Origin of the sequence: Bradyrhizobium manausense (assembly GCF_018131105.1) — a bacterium.
Taxonomy (GTDB): domain Bacteria; phylum Pseudomonadota; class Alphaproteobacteria; order Rhizobiales; family Xanthobacteraceae; genus Bradyrhizobium; species Bradyrhizobium manausense_B.
On sequence record NZ_JAFCJI010000005.1, the window covers coordinates 1 to 20,676 of the forward strand.

The following is a 20,676-nucleotide window of genomic DNA, read 5'->3' on the forward strand; positions in this document are numbered from 1 at the left end:
AGCGCTGCAATCTTCTTGTCGTCCTTGTCGACGCAGGTGACGTCGTGACCGAAATCCGCAAAGCAGGCTCCGGACACCAGTCCGACGTAGCCCGTGCCGATCATCGCGATTCGCATGAAAATCCCTGTTCTAGCTTGGTTAACGAAACCCCAATCCGGGGCGGTTTAGCATTTTCCCGTCGGGAAGGAAGGGCCCGAGGTCGGAAACCGGCACGCGATTTGTACCGGTAAAGAAGTCGGAAACCACTGAGGGCCACACTGCCCCACGCCCGCACAGGAGCGGGCGGAACACGCCTCGAAAAGAGACACATGACACCATCAGGCACATCGGCTGCGAGTGGAGGGCTTCCCAAAGCCTCCGCTGCCGCGCGCGTCGATTGGGTCGATTACGCCAAGGGCATCTGCATCGTCATGGTGGTGATGATGCATTCGGTGCTGGGGGTCGAGCTCGCCGCCGGCGAGACCGGTTTCATGCATGTCGTGGTGGCCTTTGCGAAGCCGTTCCGGATGCCGGATTTCTTTCTGATTTCGGGCTTGTTCCTGCCACTGGTGATCGATCGGGACTGGCGAACCTATCTCGACCGCAAGGTGGTGCATTTCGCCTATTTTTATGTCGTCTGGGTGACAATCCAGTTCGGCTTCAAGGCGCCTGCTTTCGCGGCCGAATCCGGCTGGCGCGAGGTCGGCCTCTTGTATCTCGAATCCTTCATCGAGCCGTTCGGTACGCTCTGGTTCATCTATCTGTTGCCGATCTTCTTCGTCGTCACAAAACTGACACGACGAATCCCCGCGCCGGCGATCTGGCTCGTCGCGGCCGCGCTGGAGACCGCGCGTATCTCGACCGGCTGGACCGCGATCGACGAGTTCTGCGCGCGCTTCGTCTATTTCTATTCGGGCTATCTGTTTGCGCCTTACGTGTTCGCCCTGTCGGATCGCGCGCGCAGCCATCCCGCGCTGGCGCTTGTGGCGCTCGCGGCATGGGCGCTGGTCGATGCCGGTCTCGTCTGGCTTGGCGTCAGCGAATGGAAATTCGTCTCACTCATGCTCGGCTTTGCAGGCGCATGCGCGATCATCACGATCGGCACGCTGCTTGCGCGGACGCATTGGCTGAATTTCTTCCGCTTCTGCGGCGAGCATTCGATCGTGATCTATCTCGCCTTCTTCCTGCCGATGGCGACGACGCGGACGCTGTTGCTGCGCACCGGCATCATTCCTGACATCGGCACGGTGTCGTTGATCGTCACCATCGTCGGCGTGCTCGGATCGCTCGCGATCTGGCAGGCTGCGCTGCGACTGCGCGCCGACTTCCTGTTCGAGCGGCCGAAGACGTTCTGGATCGCGCCGAATAAGGCGGGGCCGGTCTTGCAGGCGGCGGAATAGACCGCTCAGGGTCGCAAATACAAGGCTCCCGTCGTGCGCCCCGCTTCGAGATCGGCCTGCGCCAGCGCAGCCTCCCGCAGATAGTAGGCTTTCCCGCTGACCTGCAGCACGCCATCGGCCATCGCGGCAAGCACGCGCTCGGCAGAACGGCGATACGCATCGGCATCGTTCATATGGGCCATGACGCTCGGCCGCGCCAACATCAGGCTGCGTCGCGGCCCGAGATCGTTGACATCGACTGAAGGGATCGGCCCGGCCGATTGACCGATGCTCGCCACGACGCCGAATGGCCGCACGCAGCCAAGCGTCTTCTGCAACGTCGTCCCGCCGACGCCGTCATACGCGACATCGACGCCGCGTCCCGCAGTGAGATCGGCGACGGTTGCGCCGAAATCGGCGTCCCGCCCGACGATCACGTGAGACGCGCCCGCGGCACGGGCGATTTCGGCTTTCGCCGGCGAACCGACCGTCCCGATCACGACCGCACCGACAGCGCTGGCCCAGCGTGTGAGAAGCTGTCCGAGCCCTCCTGCGGCGCTATGGACGAGAACCGCCGTGCCAGGGACAACCGGGAAAACGCGATTGAGCAGCATGTCGGCTGTGATGCCCTTGACGAAGGCTGCGGCGACCGCCTCATCCGGCAGGCTGGACGGAAGTTTGACGGCCCGCCAGGCCGGCAGGTTGCGTTCGGAAGCATAGGCGCCAACCGGCGCGCCCGCATAGGCGATGCGGTCCCCGACCGCGAGGCCGGTCACCTCCGCACCCAGCGCCGTCACGATGCCCACCGCCTCGACGCCGGGAATTCGCTCCGGCGGAAGCGGGTAGAGACCCATGCGGTGATAGATGTCGATGGAATTGACGCCGATCGCGGTCTGCCGCAGCCGGATTTCGCCCCGGCCCGGCGGCTGCAGATCGACGCTCGCCAGTTCGAGCTGGTCTGCACCACCGGGCGCCTTCAGTCTCACGATCACGGTCATGTCGAATTCTCCAGTTGATGACGGAAGAAACTATGGATTGGTCCGAAAATCTGCGAAACTGCTCATAATCGAGATCTTGTTGTGAGAATTCGCACAGATGGACTGGACCGATCTGCAGCATTTCCTGGCGCTCGCACGCGAGGGCACCCTGTCCGCCGCGGCAAGGAGTCTCAACGTCGATCATGTGACGGTGGCCCGCCGCGTCGCCGCGCTGGAAGAATCCATGTCGCTCAAGCTCGTGGACCGCAGGCCGCGCAGCTACGAACTCACCGAGGACGGCAAGCGCATCGCCAAGATCGGAGCGCCAATGGCAGAGACGGCGTTTGCGGTGGAGCGCGCCGCACAGGCCTCAAAGTCCGAATTCGGCGGCGAGATCACGATCAGCGCCCCACCTTCACTCGCCAACCTCCTGATTGCGCCGAACCTGATCCGGTTGCGACGACAGCATCCCGGCATCACGATCAAGCTGATCGGCGAAAAGCGCACCGCCTCGCTCAATCGCCGCGAGGCCGATCTGGCGCTTCGCTTGTCTCGTCCGACGGAGCCGGGGCTGATCGCGCGCAAGATCGGCTATTTCGAGTTCGCTCTCTATGCTTCGCCCGACTATCTTAAGGCGACAGCCCCGCATGCCTTTACGTTCGTCGCCTACGATTCCAGCATGGATGAGGCTCCCCAGCAGCGATGGCTGATGCGCTTCGCCGGCCCGCGCGAGATCGTGCTTCGCACCAATGATCTGGAGAACCAGGCCGCAGCGGCCAGGACCGGAATTGGGCTGGCAGCCTTGCCAAAATTCCTTGGCGAGACCGATCCGCGGCTGGAGCGCCATGATGTCGGCGGACGGCCTGTCGGACGCGAAGTCTGGCTGGTTCTCCATCGCGACCTGCGCCGCACGCCCGCCGTGCGCGCGGTGGCAAGCTTCATCGAAGGCTGCCTGTCCTGAACTCAGGATCCTCGCCGGCGCCGTGATTTGCCTGTGCGAGTCGCAAAATTGCAGCCTGCCGAGGCTGTCTTTTGCCGCAAAAATTCATACATTGCGGCCATGCCCAAAAGCTCCCAAAGCACATCCCCGAAGACCTCCGCCAAAGCTGACACCAAGCCCGCTGCGACAGCTGCTGCCAAACCGGTTGCGGCAAAGACGGCCGGCAAGGGCGACCACATTTTCCTGGTCGACGGTTCCGGCTACATCTTCCGCGCCTATCACGCCCTGCCGCCGCTGAACCGCAAGTCCGACGGCCTGCAGGTCAACGCGGTGCTCGGCTTCTGCAACATGCTGTGGAAGCTGTTGCGCGACATGCCCGCCGACAACCGGCCGACCCATCTGGCGATCGTGTTCGACAAGTCGGAAGTGACGTTCCGCAACAAGATCTATTCCGAGTACAAGGCCCACCGGCCGCCGGCGCCAGACGATCTCATTCCACAATTCGCGCTGATCCGTGAGGCGGTGCGCGCCTTCGACCTGCCCTGCCTCGAGCAAGGCGGCTTCGAGGCCGACGACCTCATCGCGACCTATGCGCGGCAGGCCTGCGAGCGCGGCGCCACCACGACCATCGTGTCCTCGGACAAGGACCTGATGCAGCTCGTGAACGACAAGATCGTGATGTACGACACCATGAAGGATCGCCGCATCGGCATCCCCGAGGTGATCGAAAAGTTCGGCGTGCCGCCGGAGAAGGTGGTCGAGGTGCAGGCCTTAGCCGGCGATTCCACCGACAACGTGCCCGGCGTGCCCGGCATCGGCATCAAGACCGCCGCGCAGTTGATCGTCGAATATGGCGACCTCGAGCAACTCCTGTTCCGCGCCACCGAGATCAAGCAGCCGAAGCGCCGCGAGGCGCTGATCGAGAATGCCGAGAAGGCGCGGATCTCTCGCCAGCTCGTGCTGCTCGACGACAAGGTCGACCTCGAGGTGCCGCTCGACGACCTCGCCGTCCACGAGCCCGACGCGCGCAAGCTGATCGCCTTCCTGAAGGCGATGGAATTCACCACGCTGACGCGCCGGGTCGCCGATTATTCGCAGATCGATCCCTCCAATGTCGATGCCGATGCGAGCAACAGCAGCGGGGCCAGAGGCGGCGGCGCTGCCGCGAAGGCGACATCGTCCGAGGCGTCCGGCGACCTGTTCGCTGCGCGCCCTGCTACCGCCACCGGCGGCGACAAGGGCGACAAATCGGCAAGCCCCAAGGGCGCGCCGACCTCGCTCGCGGCAACGCGCGAGGAGGCGCTGCGCAAGCTTCCGGTCGATCGCAGCAAGTACCAGGCGATCAAGTCGCTGAAAGAGCTCAACGCCTTCATCGCGCGCATCCACGATGCCGGCCATGTCGCGATCGAGATCAAGGCCAACTCCATCGACCCCATGCAGGCCGATCTCTGCGGTGTCTCGCTGGCGCTGGCGCCGAACGAGGCCTGCTACATGCCGCTGGCGCACAAGCAGTCCGGCGGCGGTGCCGGCCTGTTCGACGCCGGCCTCGCGCCGGATCAGGTCAAGCACTCCGACGCCATCGACGCGCTGCGGCCGGTGCTGGAATCGGCAGGCATTCTCAAGATCGGCTTCGACGTCAAATTCGCCGCCGTGATGCTGGCGCAGCACGGCATCACCTTGCGCAACGCCGACGATGCAAAGCTGATCTCCTACGTGCTCGACGCCGGCCGTGGCTCGCATGAGCTGGACTCGCTGTCCGAGCGCTGGTTCGGCCACGCCATGCTGAAGGAGAACGAGCTGCTCGGCAGCGGCAAGGGCAAGATCACCTTCGACCAGGTGCCCATCGACAAGTCCGTCCCGCTGTCGGCGGAAAGCGCCGACATGGCCTTGCGCGTCTGGCGCGTGCTGAAGCCGCGCCTCGTCGCCGAGCACATGACCGCCGTCTACGAGACGCTGGAGCGGCCGCTGGTCTCCGTGCTCGCGCGCATGGAGCGGCGCGGCATCTCGATCGACCGCCAGGTGCTGTCGCGTCTCTCCGGCGACTTCGCCCAGACCGCGGCGCGCGTCGAGGCCGAGATCCAGGAGATCGCGGGCGAGCCCGTCAATGTCGGTAGCCCGAAGCAGATCGGCGACATCCTGTTCGGCAAGATGGGACTATCGGGCGGCACCAAGACCAAGACCGGCGCGTGGTCGACCACCGCGCAGGTGCTCGACGAGCTCGCCGAGCAGGGCCACGATTTTCCGCGCAAGATTCTGGAATGGCGCCAGGTCTCGAAGCTGAAATCCACCTACACCGATGCACTGCCGACCTACGTCAATCCACAGACCCATCGCGTGCACACGACCTACGCGCTGGCCGCGACCACGACGGGTCGGCTGTCGTCGAACGAGCCCAATTTGCAGAACATCCCTGTTCGCACCGAAGACGGCAGAAAGATCCGCCGCGCCTTCATCGCGACGCCGGGGCACAAGCTGGTCTCTGCCGACTATTCGCAGATCGAGCTGCGGTTGCTGGCCGAAATCGCCGACATTCCCGTGCTGAAGCAGGCATTCAAGGACGGCCTCGACATTCACGCGATGACCGCTTCGGAAATGTTCGGCGTGCCGATCAAGGGCATGCCGAGCGAAATCCGCCGCCGCGCCAAGGCGATCAATTTCGGCATCATCTACGGCATCTCGGCGTTCGGCCTCGCCAACCAGCTCGGCATCGCGCGCGAGGAGGCCTCGGCCTACATTAAGAAGTATTTTGAGCGCTTCCCCGGCATCCGTGCCTACATGGACGAGACGAAGGAATTCTGCCGCAAGAACGGCTATGTGACGACGCTGTTCGGCCGCAAGATGTACTATCCTGACATCAAGGCTTCCAACGCCTCGGTGCGCGCCTTCAACGAACGCGCCTCGATCAATGCGCGCCTGCAAGGTACCGCCGCCGATATCATCCGCCGCGCCATGACGCGCGTCGAGGATGCGCTCGCCGCCAAGAAGCTCTCGGCGCAGATGCTGCTCCAGGTGCATGACGAATTGATCTTCGAGGTGCCCGACGCGGAGGTCGAGAAGACCCTTCCCGTCGTTCAGCACGTCATGCAGGACGCGCCGTTCCCGGCCGTGCTGCTGTCGGTGCCGCTGCACGTCGACGCACGTGCCGCGACGAACTGGGACGAGGCGCACTGACGGCTATCCTGGTGAAGATCGTCGCCATCTCCGGCAGCCTGCGCGCGGGTTCGAGCAACACCGCGGTCCTGCGCGCAGCCGCACGGCTCGCGCCAAATGGTGTCGAGGTGATCCTGTTCGGAGGGATTGGGAATCTGCCTTTCTTCAATCCGGATCTTGATGGCGATGACGTGCCTGCGTCGGTTGGCGCGATGCGCGAACTCATCGGAAGCGTCGATGGCCTTCTGATCTCGAGCCCCGAATATGCCCGCGGCGTCGCGGGCGTATTGAAGAACGCGCTCGACTGGCTGGTGGGCAGCCAGGAATTCCCCGACAAGCCCGTCGCGCTGATCAACACGTCGCCGCGCGCCACGCACGCGCTGGCCGCCCTGACGCTGACGCTGGAGACGATGTCGGCACGGCTCGCCACGGAGGCCTGCGTGACGCTGCCGCTGCTCGGCGGCGCCTGGGACGAACACAGCATCGCCGCCGATCCTGCTCTCGCGGATTCGTTACGGCTGGCGATGGAGCGTTTCGCTGCGTTTATCCGCACCGTGCAGGCTGACGTCTAGGACCAGATTGAATTGTCCTCCGTGCAATTGCGCGATGGCCCCACGGCGCCGCGCATATTAGAACCGGCGCATCTCCCGCACCGGTTCGATCATGCCCCACACCTCCGCCTTGCTCGCCTTCGCCCTCGTCTGCCTCGGTCTCGTGCTCACGCCCGGGCCGAACATGATCTATCTGATCTCGCGCTCGATCACGCAGGGGCCGGCGGCGGGCATCGTCTCGCTCGGCGGCGTCGCGCTCGGGTTCGTGTTCTACATGCTGTGCGCGGCCTTCGGCATTACGGCACTGCTGCTCGCGATTCCCTTTGCCTATGACGCACTGCGCTTTGCCGGTGCCGGCTACATGCTCTGGCTCGCCTGGCAGGCAGTGAAGCCCGGCGGGCGCTCGCCGTTCCAGGTGAAAAAGCTCGCGGTCGACAGCCCGCGCAAATTGTTCGCGATGGGGCTCGTGACCAATCTGCTCAATCCGAAGATCGCGATGCTGTATCTGGCGCTGCTGCCGCAATTCATTGATCCGGCCGCCGGCAGCGTGCTGACGCAGTCGGTGGCGCTCGGCGCGATCCAGATCGCGCTCAGCGTCAGCGTCAACGCGATCATCGCACTTGGGGCCGGATCGATCGCGCTGTTTCTGGCGAGCCGGCCAAGCTGGATGCTGGTGCAGCGCTGGCTGATGGGCACCGTTCTGGCCGGGCTTGCAGTGCGGATGGCGGTCGAAGCGCGGAAGGTGTGATCGTCCTTTTTCCTTCTCCCCTTGCGGGAGAAGGTGGCGCGTCCCCCCTCAATCCAGCTTCGCGTCCATGCCGCGCTTCACCGCCGGGCGGGCCATCAGCGCGTCGTACCAGCGCTTGACGTTGGGGAAGTCGGCGAGATCGACCTTGTGGCGAGGATGGCGCCAGGCCCAGCCGAGAATCGCGAAATCGGCGACCGAGAGATCGCCGGCGACGAAGTCGTGGTCGGCGAGGCGACGGTCCAGCACGCCGTAGAGCCGGCGCGTCTCCGCCATGTACCGCTTCAGGCCGTAGGCGCGGTCCTGCTCGTTCTCGAGCGCGATGAAATGGTGGACCTGGCCCGGCATCGGCCCGAAGCCGCCCATCTGCCACATCAGCCACTCGTAGACGGGGATGCGGCCTGCAAGCGATTTCGGCAGGAATTTTCCGGTCTTCTCGCCGAGATAGAGCAGGATCGCGCCTGATTCAAAGATGCTGACCGGCTTGCCGTCGGGGCCCTCGGGGTCGAGGATCGCAGGGATCTTGTTGTTCGGAGAGAGCTTGAGGAACCCCGGCGCCATCTGCTCGCCCTTGGTGATGTTCACCGGGACCACCTTGTAGGGCAGGCCCATTTCCTCCAGCGCGACCGAGATTTTGCGGCCGTTTGGTGTGTTCCAAGTGTGCAGCTCGATGGTCATTGACCGGTTTCCTTCCCCGAAATCTCCGGCATCCACCTACCTCAGAAAGTTGCACCCCCACAACCGGCGGAGCGGGATGGCCGATCCCTGTTGACGGGGGTCGCCCCCTCTGGAATGTCGCGGCGGTCGCGGATAAATTCCGCCACCTCTCAAAAACGCTCCCGAGGGACCACCGTGTCGAAATCTGCCTCCCGCGCCCGCCTGTTCGAAATCATCCGCCGCCGCTCCTTCGGCCGGGGTGAGGTGACGCTCGCCTCGGGCCGCAAGAGCGATTTCTATTTCAACCTGAAGCCGACCATGCTGGACCCCGAGGGCGCGACGCTGCTCGCCGAGCTCACTTACGAGACGCTGAAGGACGACAATCTCGATTTCATCGGCGGGCTCGAGATGGGCGCGGTGCCGCTGGCGGGTGCGCTGGCGCAGATCTCCTGGATCAAGGGCCATCCGATCGCAGCGTTCTTCGTGCGCAAGAAGCCGAAGGAACATGGCGCCAAGCTCGCGATCGAAGGTTTGCCAAGGGGCGAGACGCTGGACGGCAAGCGCGTCGTGATCGTCGAGGACGTCACCACGACAGGCGGTTCGGCGATGAAGGCCGTGGAATCCGTGCGCGAGATGGGCGCCGAGGTCGTGCTGGTGCTGACCATGGTCGACCGCGAGGAAGGCGCCACCGACACGTTCGGCGCCGCCGGGCTGCCGTTCCGCTCGCTGTACAAGGCGTCGGAATTCCTGAAGGCGTAACGGCTTTCGCTGCGGGGGGCCCGCGCAGCATCCGCCTGCCCTCAACCCCTCATTTACCATCCGGCTTTATGGTGAATCATGTGCTGAGACCTGATGGTCCCGGCCGGATCAGTAGCGTCGGGTGGAGTAAGCGTTGCGTACGATTGTGTCCCATGCGCGCCGGCGGCGTCGCGCGATGCTTGTGGCCGCCACTCTCGCAAGCTCGCTGCTTGCGGCTCCTGCCCCGGTTTCAGCCGAAGGCCTGTTCGACTTCTTCTTCGGCGGGCTGCAGCAGCAACGCCCTCAGCGCGACGTGCCGCAGCAGGCGAGCCCCTTCGTCGATCCCTTCGCCAGTCAGAGCGGCCAGCCGCAATACGTGCCGCCGACGCGCTCGGCTGCGGCTGGCGGCTCCGGCCCGGCCTTCTGCGTGCGCAGCTGTGACGGCAAATATTTTCCGCTGATGCGCGGCCTCGCCTCGCCGGCGCAGATGTGTCAGTCTTTCTGCCCTGCCAGCACGACGAAGGTGTATTTCGGCTCCTCGATCGACGGCGCCTATAGCCAGTCCGGCGAGCGCTACGCCGACAGCGAGAACGCGTTCGCCTACCGCAAGGCGCTGCGCGCGGACTGCACCTGCAACGGCCGCGAGCCGGCCGGCCTCGCGCCGGTCGATTTGACGCTCGACGGTTCGCTGAAGGCCGGTGACGTCATCGCCACCACCGACGGCTTGGTTGCCTATACCGGCGTCCGACTTGGCCAGGAGCAGACCGCAGAGTTCACGCCCGTCGCCTCCTATCCCGGCCTCACCGCGCAGGTCCGCGCGCGGCTCGGTGAAATGAAGGTGGCCCCGGTGCGCGCAGAGACGGTGGCGGCCGATGCGCCCTCAGCCGAGATCGTGCGCGAGACGTTGCCTGACGTGACGACCTTGCCGAATACGTCGGCGAAATCGGCGAAGCGGGCGGGATTGGATTAAGGCGCAACTCTAACCACGCCGCCACCGCGAGGATGTTGCGTCACCGCCCGATGATCACCCCGATCACGTTCGGCGCCGCCAGATATTTCTCCTCGATCGCCGCGCGCGCAGCGGCGCGGTTGTCCGGCGTGAGCAGGCCGCGCTTCTCGGCCAGGATCATCCAGCAAAAGCCCCACCAGTCGGTCAGCATGCCGGTCTCGCTGACCAGGTCATAGCCCTGCTCGGCTGCGAAGATGCGCGCATGCGCTTCGTCCAGCGTGTCGAGGAAATGGTGATCTTCGGCAGCGAACAGATCATCGCTGATATCGTCGATGGTGTAGCCCCAGATTGACTGGCACACCGCGTTGAACTCGCGGTCGAACTGGTCGTCGTCAACGGCGTAGCGCCGCGCCGCCTGATGCAGCCGCGACAGCGATCGCGCGAAATCGGCGATCCGCGTGAGGGCAAATTGATCGAAGGCAATGGTGGACATGTAGTCCTCGCAAAGTCTGACAGACGCTAGATATTGTGTCGGCAACATGCCGAATCACAATGATATATCAAAGACTTGCTAAAGTGTTCTTAATTTGTTCCAGTGATAAGCAACCGATTTTGAGATCGTCGTCCCGGCGAAAGCCAGGACCCATTACCCCGGTCAGCGTTGGCTTTGCGACCTTGAGCATGAGCGCGAGCAGCTACTTCGTTTACATCCTGGCGAGCCGTCATCACGGCACGCTGTACATTGGCGTCACCAACGACATCCGAGCACGACTCGAGTTGCACCGTTCGGGTCGCGGCTCCAAGTTCGTGCAGAAGTACAAAATCTTCCGCCTCGTTCACATCGAAGCGTTTACGACGCCGCAAGAGGCGATCGCGCGCGAGAAGCAATTAAAGTTCTGGAAGCGCGACTGGAAGATCAAGCTGATCGAGCAGGAAAATCCTGATTGGAATGATCGGTCGGGCCTGATTTGACAGTCGGGGTAATGGGTCCTGGCTTTCGCCAGGACGACGATACGGCGAAAGTTTGCTTCGCTCCAACGGCCTCAATTCACCGCCGACATCAGCTTATCCCCGCACGCGCTCGCGTAAAACTTGCCGCCGCATTGGCGCTTGATGGCGGCGCAGCGCTGTGCCGGTGTTGCGCTTTGCGGGAGCGAGACGGCGCAGCTGAGCCCATCGGCGCTGCGCTTGCCGGCGGCAAAGGCGGCGCTGGGGGCGGTGATGCAGACGACGAGCAGGGCGGCGGTGGCGATTTCGATCAGCACTCGCATCAGCGATTTCATGAGCCGTCTCCTCCACAGTGATGGCCGAATTTGTGCTCAATGTAGCACCAAATCGGCGTTCCTCCGTGCTGCTCCGGGTTCCCAAACCGGCCCGTTCCTTGCATAATTTTGCGCCAGCGCAGTGCACGGCCGCGCCAGCAATGGTTCCGGTGCAGAGGCAAGACGCGTAGGGTTTAGTGGTGTTTCTGTCGACCAGGAAGTGACGGCCTTGCAAGATCAATCGTTCCAGCCAAATTCTCCCGCCCCCGGTCAGCCGATCGACGAACTTGCGCTGTCGGAGATCAAGGGCGCGATCCTGGCGAAGCTGCGCCTTGCCATCGGCAAGGACGCGGGCATGGCGACCAAACACGACTGGTACCAGGCCGCAGCGCTGGCGCTGCGCGACCGCATCGTGCATCGCTGGCTGTCGGCCGAGAAGCGCAGCTACGACGCAGGCCGCAAGCGCGTCTATTATCTCTCGCTCGAATTCCTGATCGGCCGCCTCTTCACCGACGCGCTCAACAACATGGGGCTCTTGAAGATCTTCGAGGTCGCGCTCGGCGATCTCGGCGTGTCGCTGCCTGAGCTGCGCAAGTGCGAGCCGGACGCGGCGCTCGGCAACGGCGGTCTCGGCCGTCTCGCCGCCTGCTTCATGGAAAGCATGGCGACGCTGCAGATCCCCGCGATCGGCTATGGCATCCGCTATGATTACGGCCTGTTCCGACAGATCATCAATCAGGGCTGGCAGCAGGAATATCCGGACGAATGGCTCGGCTTCGGCAATCCCTGGGAACTGCAGCGCCCCGAGGTGATCTACGACGTCAATTTCGGCGGCGGGGTCGAGCATGTCGACGACAAGGGCCGCGACCGCGCGATCTGGCACGCGAGCGAGACCGTGCAGGCGATCGCCTATGACACGCCGATCGTCGGCTGGCGCGGCCAGCACGTCAATGCGCTGCGGCTATGGTCGGCGCGCTCGCCCGATCCGCTCAAGCTCGACGCCTTCAACATGGGCGACTATGTCAGCGCCAGCGCCGAGCAGTCGCGCGCGGAGGCGATCTGCAAATTCCTCTACCCGAACGACGAGAGCCCGGCGGGCCGCGAACTGCGCCTGCGCCAGGAATATTTCTTCGTCTCGGCCTCGCTCCAGGATCTGATCAAGCGGCATCTCGCCTCCGACGGCCAGCTGCGCAGCCTGTCGTCCAAGGTCGCGGTGCAGCTCAACGATACCCATCCGAGCCTCGCCGTCACCGAACTGATGCGCATTCTCGTCGACCTTCACAATTTCCGCTGGGACGAGGCGTGGAAGATCACGGTCGCCACCCTTTCCTACACCAACCACACGCTGCTGCCGGAGGCCCTCGAGACCTGGCCGGTCGAACTGTTCGAGAAGCTGCTGCCGCGCCATCTCGAAATCATCTACCGCATCAATGTCCAGCACCTCGCGCTCGCCGAAGCGCGCGCCCCCGGCGACATCGATTTCCGTGCCTCGGTCTCGCTGATCGACGAGAAGAGCGGCCGCCGCGTCCGCATGGGCCAGCTCGCCTTCGTCGGCTCGCACCGCATCAACGGCGTCTCGGCGATGCATTCGGATCTGATGCGCGAGACCGTATTCCACGATCTCAATCATCTCTATCCCGGCCGCATCACCAACAAGACCAACGGCATCACCTTCCGCCGCTGGTTGATGCTGGCGAACCCGAAGCTGACCGATCTGCTGCGCGAGACCTGCGGCGAGGCCGTGCTCGACGATCCGACTCAGCTCTCGTTGATCGAGGCGCGCGCCAGCGACGTCGAATTCCAGAAGAAATTCCGCAGCGTCAAGCTTCACAACAAGACAGCACTGGCACGCCTGATCGGCGAACGGCTCGGCATCAAGGTCGACCCCACCGCCCTGTTCGACGTGCAGATCAAGCGCATCCACGAATACAAGCGCCAGCTGCTCAACATCATCGAGACAGTCGCGCTGTACCAGTCGATCAAGGACGACCCCAACGGCAATTGGGTGCCGCGGGTCAAGATTTTTGCCGGCAAGGCTGCGGCGAGCTATCGCTACGCCAAATTGATCATCAAGCTGATCAACGACGTCGCCGAGGTCGTCAACAACGATCCTGCGATCGACGGCAAGCTCAAGGTCGTCTTCCTGCCCGACTACAATGTCAGTCTTGCCGAAGTGATCATTCCCGCGGCGGATTTGTCCGAGCAGATCTCGACCGCCGGCATGGAAGCGTCCGGCACCGGCAACATGAAGCTGGCGCTCAACGGTGCGATCACGATCGGCACGCTCGACGGCGCCAATATCGAGATCCGCGACCAGGTCGGCGCGGAGAACATCGCGATCTTCGGCATGGAGGCCGGCGACGTGATGATCCGCCGCAAGCAGGGACTGGATGCTTCCGACGTGATCCGCAACTCGCCAAAGCTCCAGCGCGCCATCAACGCGATCAGCACCGGCGAGTTCTCGCCCGGCGATCCCGGCCGCTTCGAATCCATCGCGCACGCGCTGCGTCATCTCGATCATTACATGGTCAGCGCCGATTTCGATTCCTACTACGAGGCCCAGCGCGCGGTCGACGCACGCTGGCAGGTGATACCGGCCTGGACCCGTGCCTCCATCCTCAATGTCGCGCGCATGGCGTGGTTTTCATCCGACCGCACCATCCGCGAATATGCCGAGGAGATCTGGAACGTGCCGGTGAATCCGATCACACCACCGTTCCAACAGGCTGAAGACCTGCGCGACGCCGCGATCTGATTTTCCGCGGCGTGAAATCGACTTACCTGCGAGGTCATTGCGTCTCGCATGGCGGATGATGATATGACTGTCGTCATCCCCAAAGCGCGTCAGCTAGACGGGCGCGCCGCGACCTCAAACGCCGTCATTGCGAGCGCAGCGAAGCAATCCAGGTTCTTTTCCGCGGCGGCAGTCTGGATTGCTTCGCTGCGCTCGCAATGACGGTTGGGAAGACACCGAGGACGAAAATGCACGCCAAGCTCCCGCACCCCTTCGACGACGCCACCCGCATCACCGCCGGCGACTCCAGTTGGCAGGGGCACACCAGCGACGATTACTGGGCCTTCGTCGGCCCGTTCGGGGGCGCGACCGCCGCAACCATTTTGCGCGCGCTGATCGAGCATCCGCAACGCGCCGGCGATCCGCTGGCGCTCACCGTCAATTATTGCGCACCGATCGCCAAGGGTCCGTTCGATCTCGATATCCGCCTGGTGAAGGCCAACCGCTCCAGCCAGCACTGGAGCGTCGAACTGTCGCAGGGCGGCGGCGAGGTCGCGACGCTCGCCACCGCCGTATTCGCCGAGCGCCGGCCGTCCTGGGAGCACAGGGTAGCGCAATATCCCGATGCAAAGCCGTTCGAACAAACGCTGCCGTTTCCGAAGATCCAGGCGTCCTGGGCCAACCAGTATGAATTCCGCTTCGTCGAGGGTGAGATGCGGCTCGGTCCGCCGCAGGCGGAGCTCGCGAGCACCTATTCAAAACTCTGGATCAGCGATCGCGAGCCACGCAGGATCGACATGCCGTCGCTGATGTCGATGTCGGATGCCTTCTTCGGCCGCATCTTCCATGCCAGGCGCGAACTGGTGCCGTTCGGCACGGTGTCGCTGACGACGTATTTCCATACCGACAGCGACGAGCTCGCGGCCGAGGACGTCACGCGCGTGCTCGCGACGGCCGATTCGAAGATCATGCACAAGAGCTACGCCGACCAGAACGCCGAGCTGTGGTCGCCGAACGGACGACTGCTCGCGACGACGACGCAGATCGCTTATTTCAAGGCGTAGGTCTCTCCCCAACGTCGTCCCGGCGAAGGCCGGGACCCATAACCACAGGGAGCGGTTTGGCGAAGATTGGCAGTGATCTTCTTCCTCGGCACTCGCACCGCGCTCCCTCGATAGATCACGCGGTATGGGTCCCGGCCTGCGCCGGGACGACGCTGAGTGCTCAGTCAGAGCGACGCACAAACAAAAAGGGCGGCCTCACGGCCGCCCTTTGCATTCGAACGAGGCGAAGGCTACTCCGCCGCGAGCTTCACGTCCGGCGCAGCGGCGCGCACTTCTGCGTCGACCTGGGCTTCGAACTTGGCAAAGTTCTTCTGGAACATGCCGACCAGACGACGTGCGGTCTTGTCGAACTCGTCCTTGTCCTTCCAGGTGTTGACAGGGTTGAGGATCTCGCTCGGCACGCCCGGCAGCGCGGTCGGGACGGCGAAGCCGAAATACTTGTCGGTGCGGAATTCGACGTTGCGAAGCGAGCCGTCGAGCGCGGCGGTGAGCAGCGCGCGCGTGACCTTGATCGGCATGCGCGAGCCGGTGCCGAACTTGCCGCCGGTCCAGCCGGTGTTGACCAGCCAGCAGTCGACATTGTGCTGGGCGATCAGGTCGCGCAGCATGTTGCCGTAGACGCTGGGGTCAAGCGGCAGGAAGGGCGAGCCGAAGCAGGTCGAGAATTCCGGCTGCGGCTCGTTGCCGAGACCGCGTTCGGTGCCGGCCACCTTGGCGGTGTAGCCGGAGAGGAAGTGGTACATCGCCTGTGCCGGCGACAGCTTCGCGATCGGCGGCAGCACGCCGAAGGCATCGGCGGCGAGCATGACCACGTTCTTCGGCTGCGGCGCGCGGCCGGTACGCGAAGCGTTCGGGATGAAATCGAGCGGATAGGCCGAACGCGTGTTCTCGGTCTTGGAGCCGTTGTCGAAATCGACGATTCGGGTGTCTTCGTCGAGCACGCAGTTCTCGAGCACCGCGCCGAAGCGGGTCGAGGCCGCATAGATCTCGGGCTCGGCTTCCTGCGAGAGCTTGATGCACTTGGCGTAGCAGCCGCCTTCAAAGTTGAACACGCCGTTCGGACCCCAGCCGTGCTCGTCGTCACCGATCAGTGTGCGATTGGGATCGGCCGACAGCGTGGTCTTGCCGGTGCCGGACAAGCCAAAGAAGATCGCGGTATCGCCGTTGGCGCCGACATTGGCCGAGCAGTGCATCGGCATCACGCCGCGCTCGGGCAGATAATAGTTCAGCGTGGTGAAGACCGACTTCTTCATCTCGCCGGCATAATAGGAGCCGCCGATCAGCACGATCTTGCGGGCGAAGTCGATCGCGACGACGTTCTCCGACCTGCAGCCATGACGCTTCGGATCGGCGCGGAAGCTCGGCATGTCGATGATGGTGAGCTCGGGCGTGAAGCTCGACAGTTCGACGGCCTCTGGGCGGATCAGCAGCGTGCGGATGAACAGCGAGTGCCAGGCAAGCTCGGTGAAGACCCGGGTCTTGATCCGGTAAGCCGGATCGGCACCACCGTAGAGGTCCTGTGCAAACAGGCTCTTGCCTTCAGCGTGCTTGAGGAAATCCTGATAGAGCGTCTCGAACTGTTCTGCGGTGATCGACTGGTTGCCGGCCCACCACATCTTCTTGTCGGTGGTCGCGTCGCGCACCGTGAACTTGTCCTTCGGGCTGCGGCCGGTGAACTCGCCGGTATCAGCGCAGAGCGAGCCGTCAGCCGACAGCACCGCTTCACCCGCGGAGAGCGAGTATTGATAGAGTTGCGGCGCGCCGAGGTTCCAGTGAACCTGTTTGAGATTCCTTAAGCCGAATTTGTCGGCGCCGAAGGCACCGTTGCGCACGCCCGTCTCTTGCACGAAAAATCCTCCTAGAACCCGCGACACATGGCGCGACTAAGCTCTGTCGCCATCGCAGTCACCGTGAATTGCAGGCCGTCCGGCCTCGGCTGGACGACCTAATAATGGTGAACGCTGGCGTTGCCAAGCTGATCCCGCAGGAATTGGTTTATTCAAGGACCGCGCCAAACGTCACGCATGTCGGCTTTGAACACGCGCATTGAAAATCGTGAATGATCGCGCAACCAAATGCGTTTTTCAGCGTTATCGGGTGTTTTGCGTCGCACAAATGCGACACCGTCTATCGTACCGCACCCTCGCCGATGAGCGCGAACGGGCCCCACATCGCAGGGTAGGCATTGCGGGGCGACGATGTGTCATCAACGTATGTTAACATCGCGCGCCGTAAAGCTTCGGCTCTGCCGATTCCCGGTTCGTTTTTGAGCAGGTCGAAAGTCGAAGTGGTCAAGCGGGTGGCAGCTTCCGAATCCACGGCCCAATGCGAAACCAGCAACGCGCGTGCGCCGGCATAGAAGAAGGCGCGCGCCAGTCCCGACAAGGCCTCGGCGCCGGGCTTGTCGCCGGCGATCGTGTTGCAGGCCGACAATACGACCCAATCCGCATTGAGCTTGAGCTGCGCAACCTCGCTCGCCGTGAGCAAACCGTCGTCGAGCTCTGACGGCTGATCGGGAATCGACAGCGCGAGCGACGGCTCGCCCACACCCTTGATATCGCCGGCGACGAGACCGTGTGTCGCAAAGTAGATGATGCTGTATTGAGCAAGCGGTGCGCGCTTGAGCGTCGCTTCGCTGGCATCGCGGCCGAGATGGATGTCGCCCTCCGCCGCACCGACATCTTTCGCCACGGCGCTCAGCTCATCCGCAGTATCCGGAAGCTGCGGCAGCGCCTGCGCAAGCCGTGCGCGGTCGACGCCCGCGCCGCGCCAGAAATCGGTATACGCTGATGTCACGATGCTGCGTGCGGCAATCTTGCCGCGCGCTGCGCGACGGTCGGGCGCACCGCCCTCAGCGGGATTGAACACGGGATCGCCAAAGCCGGTCATCGGCTTGACGCCCTCGTCCTTGCGCGCAAAAGCGCGCAAGGATTTCAGGCTGACCACCGACGGCAGCACCGAGACAGCCTGACGCCGCAGCAGCCAGGCGGCGCTGCGGTAGCCTTCGAGTGTATCAGGGATCGCAGCCTGCGGGCGCTCCGTGACGAGCAGATGAAACGGCAGCGCGGTCAGCGCGCCCGACGGCACCGTGAGCAGGCTGCGCTTGTCCCTGGTCAGCGCCTCGACCGGGCCGAGCAGCGTCACATAGAGCTCGTTGGCGAGCGCGAGGTCAAACAAGCCCGATTTGCCCGAGCCATCGCGCGCCTTGCCGACATCGAGACCTCTGCGGAAAGATGTGACCTTCTGCGCCAGTGCATCGGCGCCAAGCGGAATCTCCTTCCAGTCGGCTCCCTCCCGCGTGATCGCGATGACATAGCTGCGCTTGTCGACGACCGCGTAGAGCACCATGGCTTCGTCGGCCGACAGCAGGGGCTGAACGTCCCTGACCGTCAGAGGCAGCGGATTGGAGAGCGAGGCGTAGTCGGGAAACTCGACGGCGAGCGTCTTCTGCAATCCGGTGCGCTCGCTTGCGATAACCGCGATCCGCGCGCGGCTGCGCTGCTCGGAGCCGAGATCGCGTTGCGCCGACGGCTTCGACACAGCCGTGATAATCGCCTTGTCGAGAGCCTCAGACTCAGCTGCCAGATCCTGGTCCTTGCGCACCAGCTCGGCGAGCCGGTCGCTGCCGGCGGCAAGCCGCACGGCGAGCTTGTTCACCGCCGATGCCGCGGAGGATTGCGTGCCGCGCTGGATTGCAGCGAGCGCCTCGTCCAGCGCCTTGTCTTGCGGCAGCAGCGATTGCTGGCGCGCCGCAAACAGGATTGGAAGCACGATACGCAGCTGCGCGCGACCGCCCGCGAGTGTCTTTTCCGCGAGCGGCAGCGCGTCCGCAGTTCGCCCGGCCACATGGAGAAAATAGGCGAGATTGCCGGTCGATGTCGCGACATCGGGATGATCGGGCCCAAGCGCACGCTCGCGGATGGCGAGCGCGCGGCGATAGAGCGGCTCGGCATCGGCATAACGCTGCTGATGCTCGTAGAGGCCGGCGAGATTGTTGAGCGAGCGCGCGACGTCGGGATGATCCGCTCCCAGCGCCTTCTCACGGATGGCGAGCGAACGCTTGATCGGCGCTTCGGCATCGGCATCACGGCCGAGATCGCGATAGAGCTGGCCAAGATTGTTCAGCAGCGTCGCGACCGCCGGATGCTCGGGACCGCCAACTTTTTGAAAGATCGCGAGCGCGCGCTGGAACAACGGCTCGGCCTCTGCGAGACGTTCCTGCTTCACATAGAGCGTGGCGAGATTGTTGAGAGACTGGCCGACATCGGGATGCTCGCGCGACAGCGTCCTTTCGCGAATGGCCAGCGCTCGCCTGAACAGCGGCTCGGCATCCGTGAAGCGGCCCTGCCGCTGATCGAGCGCGGCGAGATTGTTCAGCACCGGTGCGATCTCGACGCTGTCGAGGCCGGTCCCCTTCTCCATCAACGCGATGGCGCGCTTGTAGATCGGCTCGGCCTGATCGTCGTGCCCCTGGTCGGCATAGATCTGCGCGAGGTTGTTGAGCGCCGCAGCGAGATCGCGGTTGTTATTGGACTTCTCGAGCGAGGCCACCATGGCCTGCGCCAAAGGCAACGCTTCGGCATATTTCCCGGCGGTTCTGAGCGCATTGATCCGCGTGCTTTGACCGGAGAGATCGCCTTTCTGGGCAAGGCCCGGCGTGGCCAGCGATGCCGTGATCGCGAGCGCCAGGCCTGCGACCCATGCCAAACGACGACGTGCCATGAATCCTCGCTGCCGACCTCGGACCGATCACGATCTTGGGTCGCGGCGATGGGAGGCGACGTTCAATGGGCCGCAGTTGGTCCGCGCGGACTTCTAGCCGGACTTGGCCCGCGCCTCGCCTGCCAGGCGGACCAGCATCTTGCGCAGCGCCGTGCCATCCGTGACCCGCTCTGGAAAGTCCAGCCGCAGCGCGGTCTGGCCGTCCTGCATGTCGAGGCCCTCGGGGTCGCAGCCGGTGCAGCGCCAGTCGCCTGCAGCAGCGCCCAGAAGCTTCGTTGCATAAAGGCCCATGGCGTCGCGGTGGTCGGCATTCATATGCTCGACAGCGCCCTCCTCCGCAGCCAGCAGGTCCTCTGTTCCGCCGAGATCCGTGAGGAACTGCTCCGGCTTGAGATCGACGATTCGGCCGAAGCCGGCCACCAGATGGGTTCCAGTGGGGCGAATCCGGAAGAAGGAAAAATCCTTAAATGAGACAAAGGCTTCCGCCGACGGATGAGCATTGAGATACCGCCGCTGAAGCAGATCTTTCTCACTTCCGGCCTGCTCGGCCCGGCCGGACAGCATGATCCGGGCGCCTTCGAGCGGATCGCCGGCGGCGCGCTCGTCCAGCATCAGGGAGACCCTGACGTCGCCAAGGATATTCCTGGTGTGGACGGCCAATCGGGAGATCAGCAGGATCGGCGAACCATCGGGGTGGCTGGCCAAATTGACCAGGGAACAATAGGGATCGCCGCTATCAGGCATGAGGGTTGCGAGCGCGCCCTGCCGCGAGCGCCTGAGCAGCGATTTGGCGAGCTTTTCGGGAGCGAAATCGGGGGTCGGTTGCATC

The 20,676-nt window shown here is 63.9% G+C and carries 18 protein-coding genes; 10 read left to right on the forward strand and 8 right to left on the reverse strand.

Going from position 1 to position 20,676, the window contains the following annotated elements:
• On the reverse strand, positions 1-116 hold a 116-nt coding region (locus tag JQ631_RS29105), incomplete at its 3' end, for an NAD-binding protein (RefSeq protein ID WP_212332785.1).
• Positions 117-308: 192 nt separating this feature from the next.
• Here JQ631_RS29105 and JQ631_RS29110 point away from each other — a divergent pair.
• Complete coding sequence (locus JQ631_RS29110; RefSeq protein WP_212332805.1) at positions 309-1,379, forward strand: acyltransferase family protein; 1,071 nt, start codon at positions 309-311, stop codon at positions 1,377-1,379.
• A gap of 5 nt (positions 1,380-1,384) precedes the next feature.
• Here JQ631_RS29110 and JQ631_RS29115 read toward each other — a convergent pair whose 3' ends face one another.
• The gene (locus tag JQ631_RS29115) at positions 1,385-2,356 is read right to left on the reverse strand and encodes a quinone oxidoreductase family protein (protein ID WP_212332807.1); all 972 of its coding nucleotides are present in this window, start codon (positions 2,354-2,356) and stop codon (positions 1,385-1,387) included.
• 97 nt (positions 2,357-2,453) lie between these two features.
• Between JQ631_RS29115 and JQ631_RS29120 the strand changes: the two genes are divergently transcribed.
• From JQ631_RS29120 to JQ631_RS29135, 4 genes are all read left to right on the forward strand, one after another.
• Positions 2,454-3,296 carry a LysR family transcriptional regulator gene (locus tag JQ631_RS29120; RefSeq protein WP_212332809.1) on the forward strand — a complete coding sequence of 281 codons (843 nt, stop codon included), beginning with the start codon at positions 2,454-2,456 and terminating at the stop codon, positions 3,294-3,296.
• Between the two features lie 99 nt (positions 3,297-3,395).
• Positions 3,396-6,446, forward strand: a complete 3,051-nt coding sequence (polA, locus tag JQ631_RS29125; RefSeq protein WP_212332810.1) for a DNA polymerase I — start codon at positions 3,396-3,398, stop codon at positions 6,444-6,446.
• An 11-nt stretch (positions 6,447-6,457) separates the two neighbouring features.
• Complete coding sequence (locus tag JQ631_RS29130) at positions 6,458-6,997, forward strand: NADPH-dependent FMN reductase (protein WP_212332812.1); 540 nt, start codon at positions 6,458-6,460, stop codon at positions 6,995-6,997.
• A 91-nt stretch (positions 6,998-7,088) separates the two neighbouring features.
• On the forward strand, positions 7,089-7,724 hold the full coding sequence (locus JQ631_RS29135; RefSeq protein WP_212332813.1) for a LysE family translocator: 636 nt from the start codon (positions 7,089-7,091) through the stop codon (positions 7,722-7,724).
• A 48-nt stretch (positions 7,725-7,772) separates the two neighbouring features.
• Here JQ631_RS29135 and JQ631_RS29140 read toward each other — a convergent pair whose 3' ends face one another.
• The gene (locus tag JQ631_RS29140) at positions 7,773-8,399 is read right to left on the reverse strand and encodes a glutathione S-transferase family protein (RefSeq protein WP_212332815.1); all 627 of its coding nucleotides are present in this window, start codon (positions 8,397-8,399) and stop codon (positions 7,773-7,775) included.
• A 174-nt stretch (positions 8,400-8,573) separates the two neighbouring features.
• Here JQ631_RS29140 and pyrE point away from each other — a divergent pair, with 174 nt between their 5' ends.
• On the forward strand, positions 8,574-9,137 hold the full coding sequence (gene pyrE / locus JQ631_RS29145) for an orotate phosphoribosyltransferase (protein WP_212332817.1): 564 nt from the start codon (positions 8,574-8,576) through the stop codon (positions 9,135-9,137).
• Positions 9,138-9,312: 175 nt separating this feature from the next.
• Positions 9,313-10,086: a DUF2865 domain-containing protein gene (locus JQ631_RS29150; protein ID WP_212333131.1), complete on the forward strand. Its 774-nt coding sequence runs from the start codon at positions 9,313-9,315 to the stop codon at positions 10,084-10,086.
• 40 nt (positions 10,087-10,126) lie between these two features.
• On the opposite strand, the gene JQ631_RS29155 is transcribed toward JQ631_RS29150, so the two are convergent.
• A complete protein-coding gene (locus tag JQ631_RS29155; protein WP_212332819.1) occupies positions 10,127-10,558 on the reverse strand; it encodes a hypothetical protein in 432 nt (143 codons plus the stop codon).
• A gap of 188 nt (positions 10,559-10,746) precedes the next feature.
• Here JQ631_RS29155 and JQ631_RS29160 point away from each other — a divergent pair, with 188 nt between their 5' ends.
• Positions 10,747-11,037 (forward strand): GIY-YIG nuclease family protein, encoded by a 291-nt coding sequence (locus JQ631_RS29160; RefSeq protein ID WP_212332820.1) that lies wholly within the window; start codon positions 10,747-10,749, stop codon positions 11,035-11,037.
• Between the two features lie 71 nt (positions 11,038-11,108).
• Here the strand turns inward: JQ631_RS29160 and JQ631_RS29165 are convergent, their stop codons facing one another.
• Entirely contained in the window at positions 11,109-11,348 is a 240-nt protein-coding gene (locus tag JQ631_RS29165) for a hypothetical protein (RefSeq protein ID WP_212332821.1), read from the reverse strand.
• Between the two features lie 208 nt (positions 11,349-11,556).
• Here JQ631_RS29165 and JQ631_RS29170 point away from each other — a divergent pair, with 208 nt between their 5' ends.
• The gene (locus tag JQ631_RS29170; protein WP_212332822.1) at positions 11,557-14,082 is read left to right on the forward strand and encodes a glycogen/starch/alpha-glucan phosphorylase; all 2,526 of its coding nucleotides are present in this window, start codon (positions 11,557-11,559) and stop codon (positions 14,080-14,082) included.
• A gap of 227 nt (positions 14,083-14,309) precedes the next feature.
• Positions 14,310-15,125, forward strand: a complete 816-nt coding sequence (locus tag JQ631_RS29175; RefSeq protein WP_212332823.1) for an acyl-CoA thioesterase — start codon at positions 14,310-14,312, stop codon at positions 15,123-15,125.
• 230 nt (positions 15,126-15,355) lie between these two features.
• Here the strand turns inward: JQ631_RS29175 and JQ631_RS29180 are convergent, their stop codons facing one another.
• From JQ631_RS29180 to JQ631_RS29190, 3 genes are all read right to left on the reverse strand, one after another.
• Complete coding sequence (locus tag JQ631_RS29180; protein WP_212332824.1) at positions 15,356-16,972, reverse strand: phosphoenolpyruvate carboxykinase; 1,617 nt, start codon at positions 16,970-16,972, stop codon at positions 15,356-15,358.
• 280 nt (positions 16,973-17,252) lie between these two features.
• A complete protein-coding gene (locus JQ631_RS29185) occupies positions 17,253-19,847 on the reverse strand; it encodes a CHAT domain-containing tetratricopeptide repeat protein (RefSeq protein WP_212332825.1) in 2,595 nt (864 codons plus the stop codon).
• 93 nt (positions 19,848-19,940) lie between these two features.
• Complete coding sequence (locus JQ631_RS29190; RefSeq protein ID WP_212332827.1) at positions 19,941-20,675, reverse strand: HugZ family pyridoxamine 5'-phosphate oxidase; 735 nt, start codon at positions 20,673-20,675, stop codon at positions 19,941-19,943.
• Position 20,676: the final 1 nt, after the last annotated feature.

What these genes read in the sequence shown, in the direction of transcription:
- JQ631_RS29140 (WP_212332815.1), bottom strand. Translation starts at nt 8,399, where the DNA reads ATGACCATCGAGCTGCACACTTGGAACACACCAAACGGCCGCAAAATC.
- polA (WP_212332810.1), top strand. Translation starts at nt 3,396, where the DNA reads ATGCCCAAAAGCTCCCAAAGCACATCCCCGAAGACCTCCGCCAAAGCT.
- JQ631_RS29160 (WP_212332820.1), top strand. Translation starts at nt 10,747, where the DNA reads ATGAGCGCGAGCAGCTACTTCGTTTACATCCTGGCGAGCCGTCATCAC.
- JQ631_RS29185 (WP_212332825.1), bottom strand. Translation starts at nt 19,847, where the DNA reads ATGGCACGTCGTCGTTTGGCATGGGTCGCAGGCCTGGCGCTCGCGATC.
- JQ631_RS29165 (WP_212332821.1), bottom strand. Translation starts at nt 11,348, where the DNA reads ATGAAATCGCTGATGCGAGTGCTGATCGAAATCGCCACCGCCGCCCTG.
- JQ631_RS29115 (WP_212332807.1), bottom strand. Translation starts at nt 2,356, where the DNA reads ATGACCGTGATCGTGAGACTGAAGGCGCCCGGTGGTGCAGACCAGCTC.
- JQ631_RS29155 (WP_212332819.1), bottom strand. Translation starts at nt 10,558, where the DNA reads ATGTCCACCATTGCCTTCGATCAATTTGCCCTCACGCGGATCGCCGAT.
- JQ631_RS29135 (WP_212332813.1), top strand. Translation starts at nt 7,089, where the DNA reads ATGCCCCACACCTCCGCCTTGCTCGCCTTCGCCCTCGTCTGCCTCGGT.
- JQ631_RS29150 (WP_212333131.1), top strand. Translation starts at nt 9,313, where the DNA reads ATGCTTGTGGCCGCCACTCTCGCAAGCTCGCTGCTTGCGGCTCCTGCC.
- JQ631_RS29110 (WP_212332805.1), top strand. Translation starts at nt 309, where the DNA reads ATGACACCATCAGGCACATCGGCTGCGAGTGGAGGGCTTCCCAAAGCC.
- JQ631_RS29120 (WP_212332809.1), top strand. Translation starts at nt 2,454, where the DNA reads ATGGACTGGACCGATCTGCAGCATTTCCTGGCGCTCGCACGCGAGGGC.
- JQ631_RS29175 (WP_212332823.1), top strand. Translation starts at nt 14,310, where the DNA reads ATGCACGCCAAGCTCCCGCACCCCTTCGACGACGCCACCCGCATCACC.
- JQ631_RS29190 (WP_212332827.1), bottom strand. Translation starts at nt 20,675, where the DNA reads ATGCAACCGACCCCCGATTTCGCTCCCGAAAAGCTCGCCAAATCGCTG.